Genomic DNA, 17,369 nt, shown 5'->3' with positions numbered 1-17,369 from the left:
CTCCAGCCCGGGCATCCGCGTGATCCGTAAGGCCACGCTGCTCGCCGTGCTCTCCTCCGCGTTGTTCGCCCCCATGGTGGCGGCGACGCCGAGCATGGCTGCCACCAGCGCGAGCAGGCAGACCGTCACCGTGTCGCTCGCGTCGATCACGCCTGACGTGCCCACCTCGCAGGCCGACGAGATCAAGTTCACCGGCACGGTCCGCAACGACACCGGCGCGGCCACGCCGGCCCAGCGCGTACGCCTGCGCTACACGCCGCAGAGGCTCACCGACCGGGCCTCCATGGCGGCCTACGCGGCCGACCAGAACACCGCGACGCTCCCGGGCAACGTCTCGGGCTCCTCGGCGATGGACATCCCGCCGCTCGCCGCCGGCGAGGAGGCGCGCTGGGAGTTCACCGCGACGCCGGTGCAGCTCGGCTACCGCTCGTTCGGGGTCTATCCGATCGCCATCGACGTGGCCCAGTACGGCGTGCCGGTCTACGCGCAGCGCACTTTCCTCACGTACGCGCCGCCCGCCGTCCCCAAGCCGCCGCGCAACAAGCTGGCCATCGCCCTGCCGGTCATCGACCAGCCGCACCGGGCGACCGACGGGTCGCGGTTCGTGGACGACAAGCTGAGCCAGTCGATCACCGGCAAGGGCCGGCTGGCCGACCTGGCCCGCATCGCGCAGGTCGCGCCCAAGACCGTCAGCTGGTTCGTCGACCCGGCGTTGCTCGACGACGTCAACATGATGAAGGGCGGCTACACGGTCAAGACGAAGGACGGCGACGAGCAGCGGCCGGCCAGCGCCGAGGCCGGCGCGTGGCTGACGACCATGCGCACCTCGCTGGCCTCCTCTCCCGTGGTCGCGGTCCCCTACGCCGACCCCGACGTGACCGGGCTGGCCCACCGCGGCCTCGACGTGCAGCCCAACAGGGCCATCCAGCTGGCCGGGCAGAAGGCCAGGGAACTGCTGGGCCGCGAGGTGAAGACCAACGTCAACTGGCCCCCCTCGGGCCGGCTCGACCCGGACGCGCTCGACCTGCTCTCGGTCGCCGAGGCCAAGGTCGACCGGGTGCTGCTCGACGCCGGCAACCTGCCGCCGCAGCCGCCCGTCACCTTCACCCCCGACGCCGCCTCCACTCTCGACTCGGTCAACGGCCCCGTCACCGCGCTCGTCGCCGACCCCCAGCTGAGCGCCCTGTTCGAGCCCGAAGGCGCCACGAGCACGCTGCTGAGCACGCAGCGCTTCATCGCCGAGACCGCGATGATCTCCGCCGAGCAGGGCCAGACCAGGCCGAGGTCGCTGGTCGTCGCCCCCTCCCGGCGCTGGGACCCCGACCCGGCGCTCGTCTCCGCCCTGATGAAGACCGCGGGCCGCCTGCCGTGGCTGCAGATGACGACGCTCGAGTCGATCAAGCCGGGCAAGGCGTCGGTGCCGCGCGCCGGGCTGACCTACACCGACGCCGACCGCAAGGACGAGCTGAGCGGCAAATACCTCAAGCGGGTCAAGGAAACCTGGGCGCAGGCGCAGCTGACCGCCGAGATCACGACGACCAGGACGCAGTCGAGCTTCGACGCGGCCGTGCTCAGGCTCTCCTCCTCGGCCTGGCGCACCAGCTCGCGGACGGGCCGGGCGCTGACCAAGGTGGTGGGCGCGGAGGTCGAGGACCGCCTGGAGAAGGTCGCGATCACCGGGGCCGGCCCCGATCGGCCGCGCACGCTGGCCGGCAGCGACGGCGTGGTGCCCATCAGCGTGAAGAACTCCACGGGCGCCCCCATCGCCCTCTACATCGACGTGCAGTCCAACAACCGCAAGCTGCTGCAGGTGAAAGATCAGGACGAGCTGCTCAACATCGGCGTCGGACAGAGCGGCACGGTCCAGGTGCCGATGAGCGCCACCAGCAACGGTGACGCGACGGTCACCGTGCAGCTCAAGACCACCGACGGCAAGGCGTACGGCGAGCCGGTGCGGCTGACCATCCGCACCACGGGCTACACCGGCATCGCCTCGGTGATCGTCGGAGCCGCTCTCACCGTTATGCTCGCCGCCGTGGTGACGCGGGTGCTGCGGCGACGGTCAGAACGCAAGCTCGCCCGGGCCGCCAAGAACCGGGAGGTGAGCACGGCATGAGCCGCATGCTGCGGGCCAGCGCCATCATGGCGGCGGGCACGATGGTGTCCAGGGTGACGGGTTTCGTCAGGACCATGGTGCTGGCGTACGCCATCGGCACGGCTCTGCTCGGCGACGCCTACAACGCGGCCTACGCGATCCCGTACAGCATCCTCGACCTGCTGCTGCTGGGCGTGCTGAGCAGCGTCGTGGTGCCGATGATCGTCCGGGCGCAGCAGCACGACGCCGACGGAGGGCGGGCCTACGAGCAGCGGCTGCTGACGCTCGCCACGCTGGCGCTGGCCGTCATCGCGGTCGCCGCCGTTCTCGCCGCGCCGCTGCTCATCGACCTCTACACGGTTTGGGACCGGGGCAGCAGGGAGTTCGAGGTCGCGGTCATGCTGGCCCGCTTCATCCTGCCGCAGCTGGCCTTCTTCGGCATGGGCGCGGTGGCGGGCGCCATCCTCAACACCCGCGACCGCTTCGCCGCGCCCATGTGGGCGCCGGTGCTCAACAACGTCGTCGTCATCTGCGCGTTCCTTCTCTTCGCCCTGGTCAGCACCGCGAAGGGCGACATCGCCAAGGTCACCGACGGTGATCTCGTCCTGCTGGGCCTCGGCACCACGGCCGGCATCGTGGCCCAGGCGTCCGTGTTGATCGTGGCGCTCAAGCGCGCCGGGTTCTCCTTCAAGCCCCGCCTCGACCTGCGCAACGCCCGGCTGGGTGAGATGGCCAAGGCCGGCGTCTGGACGATCGGCTACACCGTCGTCACCCAGCTCGGTTTCGTGCTGACCACCAACCTGGCCAGCGCCGCGGGCTCCGTGGTGGAGGGGCACGGCATCAGCCCGTACACCCTGGCGTTCCAGCTCTTCCAGCTGCCCTACGGCGTCATCGGCGTCTCGGTGATCACGGCCATGCTGCCGCGCATGAGCAGGGCCGTCAGCGACGGGCGGTTCGACGACGTCCGCTCCGAGTTCGGGTCGAGCGTACGCCTCATCTGCTCGTTGATGGTGCCGGTGTCACTGCTGCTCATGGTGCTCGGCCCGGCGATCACCGTGCCGATCTACGGCCACGGGGCCAACAGCGTCGCCGACGCCGTCTACATCGGCAACGTGCTGCAGGTCTACGGGCTGGCGCTGGTGCCGTTCGCGCTCTTCCAACTGCTGCTCCGGGTCTTCTACAGCTTCGGCGACACCCGCACGCCGGTGTTCGTCGGCGCGGGCACGACGGCGGTCAACGCCCTGCTCATGTGGCTGTTCTTCACGCTGCTGCCGGCGCGTTACGCCGTGATGGGGCTGGCTCTGGCGTACGCGGTCGCGTACGCGCTTGGCGCCCTCACGGCGTGGTGGCTGGCCGGCCGCCGGGTTCAAGGGCTGGGCGGATGGAGCATCGGCATGGCGCTGACGAGGATGTATCTCGCCGCTCTGCCCACCGCCGTGCTGGCGCTCGGGGCGGTCTGGGTGGTCACGGGGGTCTTCGACGGGCTAGGGTTCGTCAATTCGCTGATCGTTCTGGCCGTCGGTGGCGGCCTTGGATTGATCCTCTATCTCGGCGTTGCGCACAGAATGCGCATCCCGGAGGTCAACTCCATCGTTGGGATGGTCGCGGGGCGGGTAGGTCGGTAAAGAACGCGGGCGGAATCTACTCGGCACTACCATGGAGCCCGACACGCGGCGAATGGAAGCAGGAGGGGCGTGGGCGGATCCACCCGGCATAGCGTGCCTTCGTGGTACACGACCACGCAGGTGAGTCGAGTCATGAGCACGCCCGATCGGCCCAGCGGAGTGAGCCAGTGAGCACGTCGGCCGTCGAACCCGGCACCCGCCTGGCCGAGCGCTTCCGGCTCGAAGACCGCGTCAGCGAGTCCGACGGCGCCACCCTGTGGAAGGCCATCGACGAGATCCTCGCCCGGCCCGTGGCGGTCCACACCTTCGCCCCCGGCTTCCCCCGGGTCCACGAGGTCGTCACGGCCGCCCGTTCGGCGAGCCGGCTCACCGACCCGCGTCTGACCCAGGTGTTCGACGCGGCGGAGGACGACAAGGCCTCCTACGTCGTCAGCGAGTGGGTCACCGGCGAGAGCCTGACCGACCTGCTGGCCTCGGGCCCGCTGGAGCCGGAGCGCGCGGCGGGGCTGGTCGCCGAGGCCGCCGAGGCGCTCGCGCACGCCCACGAGGCGCAGCTCTACCACCTGTGCCTGCGCCCGTCCCACCTGGTGTGGACGACCGGCAACACGGTCAAGGTGCTCGGCGTGGCCGTCGACGCGGCCATGTACGGTCTCACCACCGACCAGCCGGCGCTCGACGACGCCGAGGGCCTCGGCCGGCTGCTCTACGCGGGGCTGACCGGCCACTGGCCCGGCGACGAGGAAGAGGGCGGGCTGCCCGCGGCGCCGATGACCGACGGCCACTTCTGCACGCCGCGGCAGGTCACCGCGGGTGTGCCCGGCTATCTCGACGCGGTGACCGTGCGGGCGTGCCTGCCCGAGTCGCGCAGGGGCCAGGGCGCGCTTGCCACTCCGGCCGAGGTGGCCGATGCGCTGGCCGACGTCGCCAGGCCGATGCCGATCCCGATCTCCTACCCTTCGACCCCCGCGGTGGCCTCCGCCTCCCACACCGAGGGTCTCGACATCGCCCACCGCCAGAAGCTGGCCGTCCCGCCGCCGCAGCCCCCGCCGCACCGCGTGCCCAAGCGCGAGGGCAGCATGGTCAACCGGGTGCTGATGACGCTGGTGGTGCTGCTCGTCATCGCCGCCGTCGGCGTGGGCGCGTGGACGATCGGCAGGAGCCTGGGCAGCCCCACCACTCCCGAGGCGCAGCCGACCGTGCCCAGCACGTCGGCGTCGGCGTCCGCCGAGGCCCAGGCCGTCAAGCCCGAGAGCGCCAAGGGCTTCGACCCGCTCGGCGACAGTGACGAGAAGTCCGACATCGCGAAGCTGGCCATCGACGGCAAGCCCAGCACGTTGTGGAAGACCGAGGCCTACACCAGCGCCGACCTGGGCCGGCTGAAGGACGGCGTCGGCCTGCTGCTCGACATGGGCAAGTCCATGCAGATCAGCGACGTGGTGGCCACGCTGGGCGACGCGCCGGGCGCGACCGTGGAGCTCAAGGTGGGCGACTCCGCCGATCTCGACGCGCTGAAAACGGTGGCGACCGAGAAGAACGCAGCAGGTAAGACCACCCTCACCCCCGAAGAACCGGCAAGCGGTCAGTACGTTTTGATCTGGTTTACGCGCGTTCCGGCGGATGCGGGCAAGTTTCATGGCACCATCTATGAAGTAGTGGTGCACTCTCCCGGATCGGCATAATCAGGAAACTCTCTTGTGAACTCCCCACCCGAGACACCCTCAGCAGCGGAGCGGCCGGCGGTCACAGACGCCGAGCTGCTGACTGCCCATATCAACGGGGACCCTCACGCCTTCAGCGAAATCGTCAAGAGGCACCGTGACCGCATGTGGGCGGTCGCCCTGCGTACGCTCGGTGACCCTGACGAGGCCGCCGACGCCGTGCAGGACGCCTTCGTCTCCGCGTACCGCAAGGCCGCCACGTTTCGCGGCGAGGCGGCCGTCACCACCTGGCTGCACCGCATCGTGGTCAACGCCTGTCTCGACCGCATGCGCCGCAAGTCCGTCAGGCCTGTCGCCGACGACGAGCTGATCGAGGCCGCAGAGCGCGAGACCCCCCTGCCCGACCAGACCGTGGAGCGTGAGGTCTCCATGGAGGTCTCCGCCGCGCTCAAACTCCTGCCCGGCGATCAGCGGGCGGCTCTCGTCCTCGTCGACATGATGGGCTATTCGGTCGAAGACGCAGCTCAGGTGCTCCAGGTGCCGAGCGGCACGGTGAAGAGCCGGTGCGCCAGAGGACGCGCGAAACTTGCCCCGATTCTTTCGCATCTGCGGAACCGAACGGACGGCAATCGCGTCTCATCCGCGAAGGGAGCAGAACTTCGTGACGGGTGATACGCACTACGATCTGGACATCCTGGCCGAGCTGGCCGAGGGTCTCCTAGACGTCGACACGGCACGCCAGGTCCGCGGGCATCTCGCGGTCTGCGACCCCTGCGGGGAGCTACTGGCGGACCTGGCGACGGTTCGCGAGGTGCTCGCGGCGACCCCCACACCGGCCATGCCGATGGGCGTCGCACTGCGCATCGACAAGGCTCTGGCCGCCGAGGCGGAGTCCCGGAGGGGCGGAGGTGTCGGCCTCGCGGACGCACCGGACTGGGACGAGCTCATGCGGGACGCCCCGTGGGAGCGCGCGTCCGAGGTGCCGGAGCCCGCACGCTTCGGCAGGCCCGCGGTTCCTGAGCCGGCGTCGGCCGATGCCCCAGGAGAGGACGCCGCCGAGCCGGTGCGCCTGGGGGTGGTCGCCGACGACGGCACCATCGTCCCGGCCAGGCGCACGCGCGCACGACGACGCGGCTGGGCGTTGCCCGCGGTCGCGGCAGCGGCGGCGGCCGTCGTGGTCGGCACGGCGGTGGCCTCCACCAACCTGCTGGCGAGCGGTGGCGGCAGCCAGGGCGACGCCGTCGCCCCACCGGTGGCGCTGCCCACGCAGTCGAAGCCGGTCTCGACACCCTCGCAGGCGGAGCGCGCTCCGCAGCGGGCGAAGTCGTACGCGCTGACCGACAGCCAGCACAACTACAGCGACCAGGAGTTGCGGCAGCCGCTCGAAGGCGTCTTCGGCCCGGCGCCCATCGTCGGCGGCGGCAGGTCCGACGCCGCGAGCGTCGACAAGTGCGTGAGCAGGGTGGCCAACCGCTCGAAGCTGCCGACGTACGCGGTCGACCAGGGGCAGTACAACGGCCAGGAGGCCCTGGTGATCGCCTCGTGGAAGGACAAGGCCGCGCAGAGGCTGCGCATCGACGTCGTCGACCCGTTCAACTGCAAAAACCTCCGCAGGCCCGCGCTGGGCCGCTGGTAGGCGAAACCCCACGTCAGAGCCCGCTTCGGCGGGCTCTTTCGTTTTGGGCGGGTGTTGTGGGCAGGGTGGGGAATCAGGGCGGCCTAGGATCTGTTGACGCGATGGCATCAGCAGACGAGGAAGGCAGGCGTGAAGCGTTGAGCGACGTGCGTAACGTGATCATCATTGGTTCCGGCCCAGCCGGCTACACCGCGGCCGTCTACTCCGCTCGTGCCGAGCTCAAGCCGCTGATCTTCGAGGGCTCCGTCACGGCGGGCGGCGCGCTCATGAACACCACCGACGTGGAGAACTTCCCCGGGTTCCCCGACGGCATCATGGGTCCCGACCTGATGGACAACCTGCGCAAGCAGGCCGAGCGCTTCGGGGCCGAGCTGGTCGCCGACGACGTCGTCGAGGTCGACCTCGAGGCCAACCCCAAGGTCGTCAAGACCCACACCGACACCTACTACGCCAAGTCCGTCATCCTGGCGATGGGGTCCGGTTACCGCGAGCTCGGCCTGGCGAACGAGAAGCGCCTGTCCGGGCACGGCGTGTCCTGGTGTGCCACCTGCGACGGCTTCTTCTTCCGCAACAAGGACATCGTGGTCGTCGGCGGCGGCGACACCGCGATGGAGGAGGCCACGTTCCTGACCAGGTTCGGCCGCATGGTGACGGTGGTCCACCGGCGTGACACGCTGCGGGCCAGCAAGATCATGCAGGACCGCGCGTTCGCGAACGAGAAGATCCGGTTCGTCTGGGACTCCGAGGTCGTCGACGTGATCGGCGACACCAAGGTCGAGGCGGTCAAGTTGCGCGACCGCAAGACCGGCGAGGAGTGCGAGCTGGCCACCGACGCGCTGTTCCTGGCCATCGGCCACGACCCGCGCACCGAGCTGGTCAAGGGGCAGATCGACCTCGACGAGAACGGCTACATCAAGGTGGCCTCCCCCAGCACCGCCACCAACATCGAGGGCGTCTTCGCCGCAGGAGACGTCGTGGACCACACCTACCGCCAGGCCATCACCGCGGCCGGCACCGGCTGCGCGGCCTCGCTCGACTCCGAGCGCTGGCTGGCCACCATCGAGAAGTGAAGGAGCGCACCGTGAAGGCTGTCACCGACGCCACCTTTGACAACGAGGTCCTCAAGAGCGACAAGCCCGTCCTGGTCGATTTCTGGGCCGAATGGTGCGGTCCGTGCCGCCAGGTTTCGCCCATCCTCCAGGAGATCGCCAACGAGCACGGCGACAAGCTGGAGATCGTCAAGCTCAACATCGACGAGAATCCTGAGGTTCCGCGCCAGTACGGCGTACTCCAGATCCCCACGCTGAACGTCTACAAGGGTGGAGAGGTCGTGAAGCAGATCATCGGCGCCAAGCCGAAGGCCATGCTGCTGCGCGAGCTCGAGGGCATCATCTAGCGCCCTGTGGCGCTGGTAGTTCGCCCTTCGTGGCGCGCTTCGCCCGGCAGAGCCCCCGTCCTTCGTGGCGGGGGCTTTCGCATGGGCGCATGGAGGGCTGAGATGCCGTCAGACGGGACGTAGGGCGCGTTCCGGACTCATGGAGCCGAGAAGCCGTTCCAGCGCCACCTCGACGTCCTCGCGCCACGAAACGGCGGTCTTGAGTTCCAGTCTGAGCCGCGGAAATCTCAAATGCGGACGAACTGTCTTAAATCCAACAGAAAGCAAGTATTCCGCGGGAACTATGCAACCAGGCTCTTCCCACTTGAGGTCGCCAAAAGCTTCTATGGCTTTCACCCCGCGCCGGGTCAGGTCTTTGGCGACTCCCTGGATCAGCATCCGGCCCAGCCCGCCGCCCGAGAACTCGGGAATGATGTGGGCCGACATCAGCAACACCGCGTCGGCGCTGACGGGCGAGGTGGGAAAGGCGAGCGAGCGCGGGCTGTAGAGCGGCGGGCTGTAGAGCACGAAGCCCGCGGGCACGCCGTCGACATAGACGATCTTCCCGCAGCTCCCCCATTCCAGGAGCGTGCCGGAGATCCAGGCCTCCTTCTCCAGCCCGGAGTCGCCCGCGTCCACCGCGCGCTCGCCGTTGACGGGATCGAGCTCCCAGAACACACACCGCCGGCAGCGCCTCGGCAGATCGTCAAGATTGTCCAGGGTTATGTTGACCAGCCGGCGCGACAACTACCGCCCCTATCGTTGACCCGGAAAAGCGCGCGAAAACCGCGTCCACAGGTGGCATCGTAGCCCAGTGAAGATGCCACCAGCCGACACCACGACGGTCAGCCCCGTCACGGGCGACATGTCCGTCTAGCGTAATCTGGTGTTTCAGTCCGATATGACACCTAGGAGGTGGGCCGTGACAGCAGAGCGGGATCACGGTCAGGCACCCGCGACTCACGGGTCGCGCATCGACGCGTACGTCGATCGGTACGCCGCACGAGCTACCGGGATGGTCGCCTCCGAGATCCGAGCTCTCTTCGCCGTCGCGTCGAGGCCCGAGGTGGTCTCGCTGGCCGGCGGCATGCCGTACGTCACGGCGCTCCCCCTCGACATGGTCGGCGAGCTGGTCTCCGACCTGGTCACCAAGCGCGGCCCTGTCGCGCTGCAGTACGGATCCGGCCAGGGTGACCCGCACCTGCGCGAGCAGATCTGCGAGGTCATGCGGCTGGAGGGGATCCACGCCGGGCCGAACGACGTGGTCGTCACCGTCGGTTCGCAGCAGGCCCTCGACCTGATCACCCGGATCTTCATCGATCCCGGCGACGTGGTGCTCGCCGAGGGCCCCTCGTACGTGGGGGCTTTGGGGACGTTCGCCGCCTACCAGGCCAAAGTGGTTCACATCGCCATGGACGATCAGGGCATCGTGCCCGAATCCCTGGCCCAGACCATCTACGCCCTCGAGACCGCGGGCGCGCCCATCAAGTTCCTCTACACGATCCCGACCTTCCAGAACCCGGCCGGCGTGACCCTCAACATCGCCCGCCGCCAGCAGGTGCTCGACATCTGCCAGCGGGCCGGGGTCCTCGTCATCGAGGACAACCCGTACGGGCTGCTCGGCTTCGACGGCGAGCCCATGCGCGCCCTGCGAGCCGACAACCCCGACGGCGTCGTCTACCTCGGGTCCTTCTCCAAGACGCTCGCCCCCGGGTTCCGCGTCGGCTGGGCACTCGCCCCGCACGCCATCCGCGACAAGCTCGTGCTCGCCATGGAGTCGGCCGTGCTGTCCCACTCCTCGTTCACGCAGCTGGCCGTCGGCCAATACCTCGCCACGCAGCCATGGCGCGAGCAGATCAAGACGTTCAAGGAGCTCTACCGCGAGCGCCGCGACGCCCTCCTCGACGCGCTCGACGCCCTCATGCCGCCAGAGGTCACCTGGACCCGCCCCGCCGGCGGGTTCTTCGTCTGGGCCACCCTGCCCGAAGGGCTCGACTCGAAGGCCATCCTGCCCCGGGCCGTGGCCGAGCGGGTGGCGTTCGTACCAGGCACCGGGTTCTTCTCCGACGGCAGCGGGGCGCGGCACATGCGCCTGTCGTTCTGCTTCCCCGAGCCCGACCGCATCCGTGAAGGGGTGCGCCGGCTCGCCGGAGTGATCGAGCAGGAGATGCAGTTGCGCGACACGTTCGGCACCTCGTCGGCCCGCGAACACGCCGGCGTGGACACACCCGGGCCCGACCTGGCCTGAACGTCACGAAAAGGGCCGGCGCCGGGTGACGCCGGCCCTTTTCGTTTCTCCGCCCGGCCAGGCGCGCGGACGAAGCCCCTGCCGTACACCATCCACCCCCGACGCCGGTACGGTTGGACAGCGTGCGATCAGCGGAGGAGTTGTGATGAGCGATCTGGGCCACGTGCTCGTGCTGGCCGGAGGCCTCTCCTATGAGCGAGAGGTGTCTCTGCGGTCCGGTCGCCGAGTCAGCGAGGTGCTGCGCGCGGCGGGCGTCGACGTCGAAGCCCGCGACACCGACGCGTCCCTCGTGCCCTCGATCCTCGCCGACCCGCCGGAGGCCGTGTTCGTCACCCTGCACGGCGGCGCGGGCGAGGACGGCGCCATCCGTTCCGTCCTGGAGCTGCTCAACGTCCCCTACGTGGGCGCCGGCCCCGACGCCTGCCGGGTGGCCTTCGACAAACCCACCGCCAAGGCCGTCGTACGCTCCGTCGGCCTGCACACCCCCGAGTCCGTCACGCTGCCGAAGGAGACCTTCCACGACCTCGGCGCCACCGTCGTGCTCGGCCGCATCGTGGAGCGGCTCGGCCTGCCCCTCTTCGTCAAGCCCGCCCGCGGTGGCTCGGCGCTCGGCGCCTCCATCGTCCGCACCGCGGAAGAGCTCCCCGCCGCCATGGTCGGCTGCTTCGCCTACGGCGACACGGCACTGATCGAGCGGTACGTCGAGGGCGTGGAGGTGGCCGTCTCCGTCGTCGACATCGGCAACGGCCCGGAGGCCCTGCCCGCCGTGGAGATCGTCCCCGACGAAGGGGTCTACGACTACGCGGCCCGCTACACGGCCGGCCACACGGAGTTCTTCGCCCCCGCCCGCCTCTCCCCCAAGGCCGCCGCGGCGTGCGCGGAGACGGCGGTGACCGCTCACACGGCGCTCGGCCTGCGCGACATCTCCCGTACGGACCTGATCGTCGACGCGGCAGGCGTCCCCCATTTCCTCGAGGTCAACGTGGCGCCGGGGATGACGGAGACCTCCCTCCTGCCCATGGCCGCCGAAGCGGCCGGACAGGACCTGGGCGACCTCTGCCGTACCCTCCTCCAGAACGCCGCCGCCCGCTTCCGCTAGTCTAGGCGCGCCCCCGCAACCACCTTGGACCCCAGGCACGGACCCGCACCCCCTTGGAGCGCACCCGCACGAACCCGGCCGCGTGCCTGAAGCCCGACCCGAACCTGAAACCGACCGACCCGCACCTGCGTCGCCACTCCCCATACCGCCTCCACCCACGACGGCGTCGCCACTGCCAATCCGCCCGACCCACGGCAGCGCCGCCACTCCGGATCTCACCGGCATGCGACAAGCACAGCACCCGTCGGCAACCGGCCCGTGCTGGCTTGCCAGGCACCCGTCTCCCCTGCCCCGAGGTGGTCTGCGTCGGTTGTGAAAGTAGCCTTGCGATGTGCTGATCGATTCGACGTACCCCAAGAGCTTCGCCAGCGACAACCACGCGGGCGTGCACCCGGACATCCTGGCGGCCATGGCCGCCGCGAACGACGGAGACGCGCCCGCCTACGGCGGCGACCGCTGGACCGCGGCCTTCGAAGAAGGGATCAAGGAGGTGTTCGGGCCGGACGCGGAAGGCTTCGCGGTGCTCAACGGAGCGGGCGCCAACATGGTCGGCCTCGCCCTTATGCTCGGCCGCTACGACGCCATTCTCTGCGCCGAGAGCGCCCACATCGCCACCCATGAAGCAGGGGCGGCTGAGCGGCTGCTCGGCGTGAAGCTGATGACGATCCCCACCGCGCAGGGCAAGCTCCAACCCGACGACATCAAGGCTCGCCTGGGCGGTGTCGGCAACCACCACGAATCCCAGCCCGCCGTCGTCTCCATCTCCCAGTGCACGGAACTCGGCACCACCTACTCCGCCGAGGAGATCGCCGCCCTCGCGGAGACGGCACACGAGGCCGGACTCCGCCTTCACGTGGACGGCGCACGGCTCGCCAATGCCGCCGCCTTTCTGGACTGCGATCTGAAAGCCATCACCACCGACGTGGGAGTGGACGTCTTCAGCTTCGGCGGCACCAAGAACGGTGCGCTGGCCGCCGAAGCCGTGGTGGTGCTCGACTCCGAGCTGACCCGGGCCGTGCCTTTCCTGCGCCGCCAGTCGCTCCAGCTCGCCTCGAAGATGCGCTTCATCTCGGCCCAACTGTCGGCGCTCCTGACGGACGACTTGTGGCGGCGGAACGCTGATCACGCCAACCGGATGGCCACGCGACTGGCAGACGGTCTGGAGGGCATCGCCGGTGTGTCGTTGGCTTACCCCGTGCAGTCCAACGCCGTCTTCGCCACCTTGCCGCCGACGGTGGCCACGGCGCTCCTGCAGCGGTACCTGTTCCACTACTGGGACGAGGCCACCGGCGTCGTCCGTTGGATGACCGCCTTCGACACGACCCCCGACCACGTCGACGACTTCCTCGACGACATCCGCAAGGCCGCCATGTGACCTCCCGTGTGTTTCACGTGAAACACACGGGAGGATGCCCCCCCCGGCCGACGTTTCACGTGAAACACAGCGGCACCCGTCTCCTCGGAGTGGCCCGCCACTCCACGAGGCCCACCGGGTGCCCTTCCTCCACCGCGGGCGCTCAAGCACCCCCTCGCGCGCTGGCAGCCCATCGTGGAGGGCGGGCTTCACCTGTCGGGTCACGCAGTTGGATCTGCCTACACGGAGTCGAACGTCGCTCCCACGCGGCGGGCACGGCGACTACCAACGACCACAGACACCGTCCCCGCGTCCCCGCGTCCCCGCGTCCCCGCGTCCCCGCGTCCCCCCGTCGAGGATTATCCCGGCGGCTGGGACGTACGTGGGCTACGCACGTTTGACTCCTCGACGGTTCATCCCTCTCAGCTTTTCCATCGCCCTGGCCCCCGGTTTGGGGACGACCTGCCGTGCCCTCGGGCATGTGAGACGGGAACGGCTGTTTCACGTGAAACAGCGCCTCGCTCTCGGCGTGGTTTCACGTGAAACAGCCGTCGGTTACTCCTGCGCGTCCCGCATTGCGCGTACGGCCTCAGGCGCCATGGTGTCGATGATGCGCTCAAGGTCATCGATCGTCGCGAACTCCACGACGATGCGGCCCTTGCGGCGTCCCAGATCGACTTTGACCTTGGTCTCGAAGTGGTCGGAGAGGCGGTCGGCGAGATGGGTGAGCCCGGGGGCGGTGGGCTTGGCGGCCTGGCGTTCGCGGGGAGCCTTCTGGGCGGCCTGGGCGCTCCCCATGGCGACGATCTCCTCGACCGCCCGTACCGAAAGGAGTTCCGCCACGATCCGCTGCGCGAGCTGGATCTGCTCCTCTACGGAGCTCAACCCGAGCAGCGCTCGTGCGTGGCCGGCACTGATGACACCGGCGGCAACCTTGGGCTGGATCTCGGGCGGGAGGTTCAGCAGGCGGAGGGTGTTGGTGATGTGAGAACGCGAGCGGCCGACCTTCTGTGCCAACTGATCGTGCGTCGCCTGGAAGTCGTCAAGTAGTTGCTGGTACGCCGCGGCCTCTTCCAACGGGTTCAGCTGCTCACGTTGAAGGTTCTCGATGAGCGCGTCCCGCAGGAGGTCGGTATCCTGCGTGTTGCGGACGATCGCGGGGACCGGGTCGAGACCGACCTGCTTGCACGCCCGCCAGCGCCGCTCCCCCATGATCAGCTCGTACTGCCCGCCACCGACGGACCGCACCACAATCGGCTGCAGGAGCCCCACCTCGCGGATGGACTTCGCAAGCTCCTCAAGGCGTTCGCCGTCGAAGACCTCACGAGGCTGGCGCGGGTTGGGAACGATCGCCTCCAGGGCGATCTCCTTGAAGTACGCCCCGGCGACCGGCTTCGGGCCCGTCTCCGCCGTTGACCCGTTGGCCGAGGACGGGACCGTCCCCGTGCCGTCAACGATGGGACCGGTCGGGATGAGCGCCCCGAGCCCCTTGCCCAATCCCCGCCGCTGCTGACTCACTGCGTCTCCTCATCCAGCCGGTCCATTCCGGTCACTCCTGGAGAGGTTACCGTTGTGCGCCGGACGGAGTGTCCGCTCGCCACACACCGTCCCGTTGGATTTACCCCGAGACGATCACAAATCTGCCCAACTCATGACCGCCCCCACGATCTCACGCTTCTACCCAGCCCTGATGGGTGTGGCGCGCTCGGACGACGGTCGAGGCGCGGCAACCACGTCCTGCGGCAGGGCGCGAACTTCAGGCGACCGTGGCGCGGTGGGCGATCTCCCGGGCGGCGTCCATGTAGGCCATCGCACCGCTGGACCCCGGATCGTACGTCATGACCGACTGGCCGTAGCTGGGTGCCTCCGACAGGCGAACGCTGCGCGGGATGACCGTGTTGAGCACCGTTTCGCCGAAGTGGGCCCGCACCTCGTCCGCCACCTGCGAGGCCAGCCGGGTGCGGCCGTCGTACATCGTGAGAACGATCGTCGACAGGTTGAGGGTCGGATTGAGGTGCGCCTTGATCAGGTCAACGTTTCTGAGGAGCTGGCCGAGGCCCTCCAGCGCGTAGTACTCGCACTGGATGGGGATCATGACCTCGTCGGCGGCCACCAAGGCGTTCACGGTCAGGAGCCCCAGGGACGGCGGGCAGTCGATGACGATGTAGTCGAGGTCGATCGCGTCGTAGGCCGCCAGCGCGCGGCGGAGGCGGGCTTCCCTCGCCACCAGGGAGACCAGCTCGATCTCCGCACCCGCCAGGTCGATGGTCGCGGGAGCGCAATAGAGGTTGGGCATGTCGGGCACTTGCTTGACGATGTCGGCCATGGGCAGGTCGTCCACAAGCACCTGATAGACATCGGGCACGTCGCCGCGGTGCTCCGTGGCCAGCGCGGTGGAAGCGTTGCCCTGAGGGTCGAGATCGACTACGAGGACTCGCTGACCGTGCATCGACAGGGCGGCGGCGATGTTGACCGAGGTGGTGGTCTTGCCCACGCCGCCCTTCTGGTTGGCCACCGCGATCACCCTCGTCTTGGCCGGGCGAGGCCAGCTGCCGTCGCCGCCGTTGGGGCTCTCGCCGGACTGGACGGCCGTCGGGGTTGCGGATGTTTCACGTGAAACCACTGAGCTGAGCGCCTCTCGTACCAACGGCGATTCGCCGGGGTTCAGGGGGGTCTGGGTCACGATGGCCATCCTTTCAACGAGTGGTGTGCCGGTGCCGGGAATTGACTGTCGCGACACGCCCATTTCGGGCCAGCCAACTCCGGTTGGACTCTCGGACGGACGGCTGTCCGGCCAGCCAAGACCGCTTGACGCGACTGGCACAACCGTCACCTCCTTCGTCGCCGCCCGGCTCGCTCCGGCGCGCGACCCGCTACCACCCGAACCAATGTTGCAGGCGGCTCGACCTTACCGCGCCCGACGGTCACGAGCTCAGCCGTTCGGGCCCCGGTGGCGCGCAATTCGGCCTCCGCCTCGGCGAGCTCGCCCGCGGCACGCTCCCCCTTCATGGCGATCAGCTCGCCGCCTTCGCACAGCAGCGGCATGGCCCAGCGGAGGAGGCGTTCGAGCGGGGCCACCGCGCGAGCGCTGGCGATGTCGTACTCGCGTTTGCCCGCCAGTTCCTCCGCCCGCCCGCGCAGCACCTCGACGTTGCCGAGCTTGAGCGTGTCGACGCACTCCTGCAGGAACACGGTACGCCGAAGCAGCGGCTCCAGGAGCGTGACCGTGATGTCCGGACGGACGATCGCCAGCACGAGCCCCGGCAGCCCGGCGCCGGAGCCGATGTCCACCAGGCGCACGTCAGGCGGCACGGCCTCCGCCACGACCGCGCAGTTGAGCAGGTGGCGATCCCAGATCCGCGGCACCTCCCGCGGACCTAGCAGCCCGCGGACGACTCCAGGACCCGCCAGCAGCTCGGCGTACGTGTTAGCACGCCCCCAAGCCTCCCCGGTGAAGACGTCACGCGCTATCTCCGGCGGCTCCGGAAGCTCATCGCTCACTGGTCGGTGGCCCTTTCTTGGTGCTTGGTCGAAGCCGGACGCCGATCGCCCTCGGGACAGCGAGGACGTCAGGAGTTCGTCCCCCACCCAAGGCTAGATGTGCGATCACAGGGGAAGACTAGCGGGCTGTCCCGAGCTGACGCCGGGCCGCGCGAGCGGCGGGGAGCGGTACGGCCGAGCGCGTTGACGTGGGTGCCCGCGTGGCGGCCGGTCGCGACGGCTGAACATGCGAACGGCCGCCTGCCCCGCGTTCAGGCGGCGGGCAGACGGCCGGGTGGGACGTGTCAAGCAGGCAGGACCACGACGTACCGCTGAGGCTCCTCGCCCTCCGACTCGCTGCGGAGCCCGGCGGACGCCACGGCGTCGTGGACGATCTTGCGCTCGAACGGCGTCATCGGGTGCAGGGACTTCGGCTCGCCGCGCTCCCTGACCTGGTTGGCGACCTCGGTGCCGAGCTTGGTCAGCTCTGCCCTGCGGCGCTCGCGGTAGCCGGCCACGTCGAGCATCAGCCTGGAACGCTCGCCGGTCTGCCGGTGCACGGCCAGGCGGGTCAGCTCCTGCAGCGCTTCGAGGACCTCTCCCCCGGGCCCTACCAGCTCGGTGCCCTTGAGCCCGACCACGGAGACCAGGGCGCGGTCGCCCTCGACGTCCATGTCGATGTCGCCGTCGATGTCGGCGATGTCGAGAAGGCCCTCGACGTAGTCGGCAGCGATCTCGCCTTCCTGCTCCAGCGCGCTGAGATCAGGAGCCTTTTCCTGCTCGGCCTCGGTCATGGCCG

At 69.3% G+C, this 17,369-nt stretch carries 15 protein-coding genes; 10 read left to right on the top strand and 5 right to left on the bottom strand.

Annotated elements, in window-relative coordinates; translation table 11 throughout:
* Positions 1-19: 19 nt before the first annotated feature.
* From ABGA98_RS36175 to trxA, 7 genes are all read left to right on the top strand, one after another.
* Entirely contained in the window at positions 20-2,116 is a 2,097-nt protein-coding gene (locus tag ABGA98_RS36175; protein ID WP_347622945.1) for a DUF6049 family protein, read from the top strand.
* Complete coding sequence (murJ, locus tag ABGA98_RS36170; RefSeq protein ID WP_347622944.1) at positions 2,113-3,720, top strand: murein biosynthesis integral membrane protein MurJ; 1,608 nt, start codon at positions 2,113-2,115, stop codon at positions 3,718-3,720. The genes ABGA98_RS36175 and murJ overlap by 4 nt, the downstream gene beginning before the upstream one ends.
* Before the next feature lie 167 nt (positions 3,721-3,887).
* Complete coding sequence (locus tag ABGA98_RS36165; RefSeq protein WP_347622943.1) at positions 3,888-5,399, top strand: protein kinase family protein; 1,512 nt, start codon at positions 3,888-3,890, stop codon at positions 5,397-5,399.
* A 15-nt stretch (positions 5,400-5,414) separates the two neighbouring features.
* Positions 5,415-6,050 (top strand): RNA polymerase sigma factor SigM, encoded by a 636-nt coding sequence (gene sigM, locus ABGA98_RS36160; RefSeq protein WP_347622942.1) that lies wholly within the window; start codon positions 5,415-5,417, stop codon positions 6,048-6,050.
* The gene (locus ABGA98_RS36155) at positions 6,040-7,014 is read left to right on the top strand and encodes a hypothetical protein (RefSeq protein ID WP_347622941.1); all 975 of its coding nucleotides are present in this window, start codon (positions 6,040-6,042) and stop codon (positions 7,012-7,014) included. The genes sigM and ABGA98_RS36155 overlap by 11 nt, the downstream gene beginning before the upstream one ends.
* A gap of 137 nt (positions 7,015-7,151) precedes the next feature.
* On the top strand, positions 7,152-8,084 hold the full coding sequence (gene trxB / locus ABGA98_RS36150; RefSeq protein ID WP_347622940.1) for a thioredoxin-disulfide reductase: 933 nt from the start codon (positions 7,152-7,154) through the stop codon (positions 8,082-8,084).
* Between the two features lie 11 nt (positions 8,085-8,095).
* The gene (gene trxA / locus ABGA98_RS36145; RefSeq protein ID WP_347622939.1) at positions 8,096-8,410 is read left to right on the top strand and encodes a thioredoxin; all 315 of its coding nucleotides are present in this window, start codon (positions 8,096-8,098) and stop codon (positions 8,408-8,410) included.
* A gap of 108 nt (positions 8,411-8,518) precedes the next feature.
* On the opposite strand, the gene ABGA98_RS36140 is transcribed toward trxA, so the two are convergent.
* The gene (locus ABGA98_RS36140) at positions 8,519-9,136 is read right to left on the bottom strand and encodes a GNAT family N-acetyltransferase (RefSeq protein WP_347622938.1); all 618 of its coding nucleotides are present in this window, start codon (positions 9,134-9,136) and stop codon (positions 8,519-8,521) included.
* A 268-nt stretch (positions 9,137-9,404) separates the two neighbouring features.
* Here ABGA98_RS36140 and ABGA98_RS36135 point away from each other — a divergent pair, with 268 nt between their 5' ends.
* From ABGA98_RS36135 to ABGA98_RS36125, 3 genes are all read left to right on the top strand, one after another.
* Positions 9,405-10,637 carry a PLP-dependent aminotransferase family protein gene (locus tag ABGA98_RS36135; protein ID WP_347623129.1) on the top strand — a complete coding sequence of 411 codons (1,233 nt, stop codon included), beginning with the start codon at positions 9,405-9,407 and terminating at the stop codon, positions 10,635-10,637.
* 145 nt (positions 10,638-10,782) lie between these two features.
* The gene (locus tag ABGA98_RS36130) at positions 10,783-11,736 is read left to right on the top strand and encodes a D-alanine--D-alanine ligase (RefSeq protein ID WP_347622937.1); all 954 of its coding nucleotides are present in this window, start codon (positions 10,783-10,785) and stop codon (positions 11,734-11,736) included.
* Positions 11,737-12,067: 331 nt separating this feature from the next.
* The gene (locus ABGA98_RS36125) at positions 12,068-13,111 is read left to right on the top strand and encodes a low specificity L-threonine aldolase (RefSeq protein ID WP_347622936.1); all 1,044 of its coding nucleotides are present in this window, start codon (positions 12,068-12,070) and stop codon (positions 13,109-13,111) included.
* A gap of 534 nt (positions 13,112-13,645) precedes the next feature.
* Here the strand turns inward: ABGA98_RS36125 and ABGA98_RS36120 are convergent.
* The 4 genes from ABGA98_RS36120 to ABGA98_RS36105 all read right to left on the bottom strand — a co-directional run bounded on the left by ABGA98_RS36120 (position 13,646) and on the right by ABGA98_RS36105 (position 17,364).
* A complete protein-coding gene (locus tag ABGA98_RS36120) occupies positions 13,646-14,608 on the bottom strand; it encodes a ParB/RepB/Spo0J family partition protein (RefSeq protein WP_347622935.1) in 963 nt (320 codons plus the stop codon).
* Positions 14,609-14,846: 238 nt separating this feature from the next.
* Positions 14,847-15,773 (bottom strand): ParA family protein, encoded by a 927-nt coding sequence (locus tag ABGA98_RS36115; RefSeq protein ID WP_347622934.1) that lies wholly within the window; start codon positions 15,771-15,773, stop codon positions 14,847-14,849.
* 146 nt (positions 15,774-15,919) lie between these two features.
* Entirely contained in the window at positions 15,920-16,591 is a 672-nt protein-coding gene (gene rsmG, locus ABGA98_RS36110) for a 16S rRNA (guanine(527)-N(7))-methyltransferase RsmG (protein WP_347622933.1), read from the bottom strand.
* A gap of 284 nt (positions 16,592-16,875) precedes the next feature.
* Complete coding sequence (locus tag ABGA98_RS36105) at positions 16,876-17,364, bottom strand: R3H domain-containing nucleic acid-binding protein (RefSeq protein ID WP_347622932.1); 489 nt, start codon at positions 17,362-17,364, stop codon at positions 16,876-16,878.
* Between the last annotated feature and the right edge of the window lie 5 nt (positions 17,365-17,369).

Source organism: Nonomuraea sp. B1E8 (assembly GCF_039871515.1).
Classification (GTDB): domain Bacteria; phylum Actinomycetota; class Actinomycetes; order Streptosporangiales; family Streptosporangiaceae; genus Nonomuraea.
The sequence above is the reverse complement of the archived record's forward strand: the minus strand, read 5'-3'. Positions and strand labels throughout refer to the sequence as shown.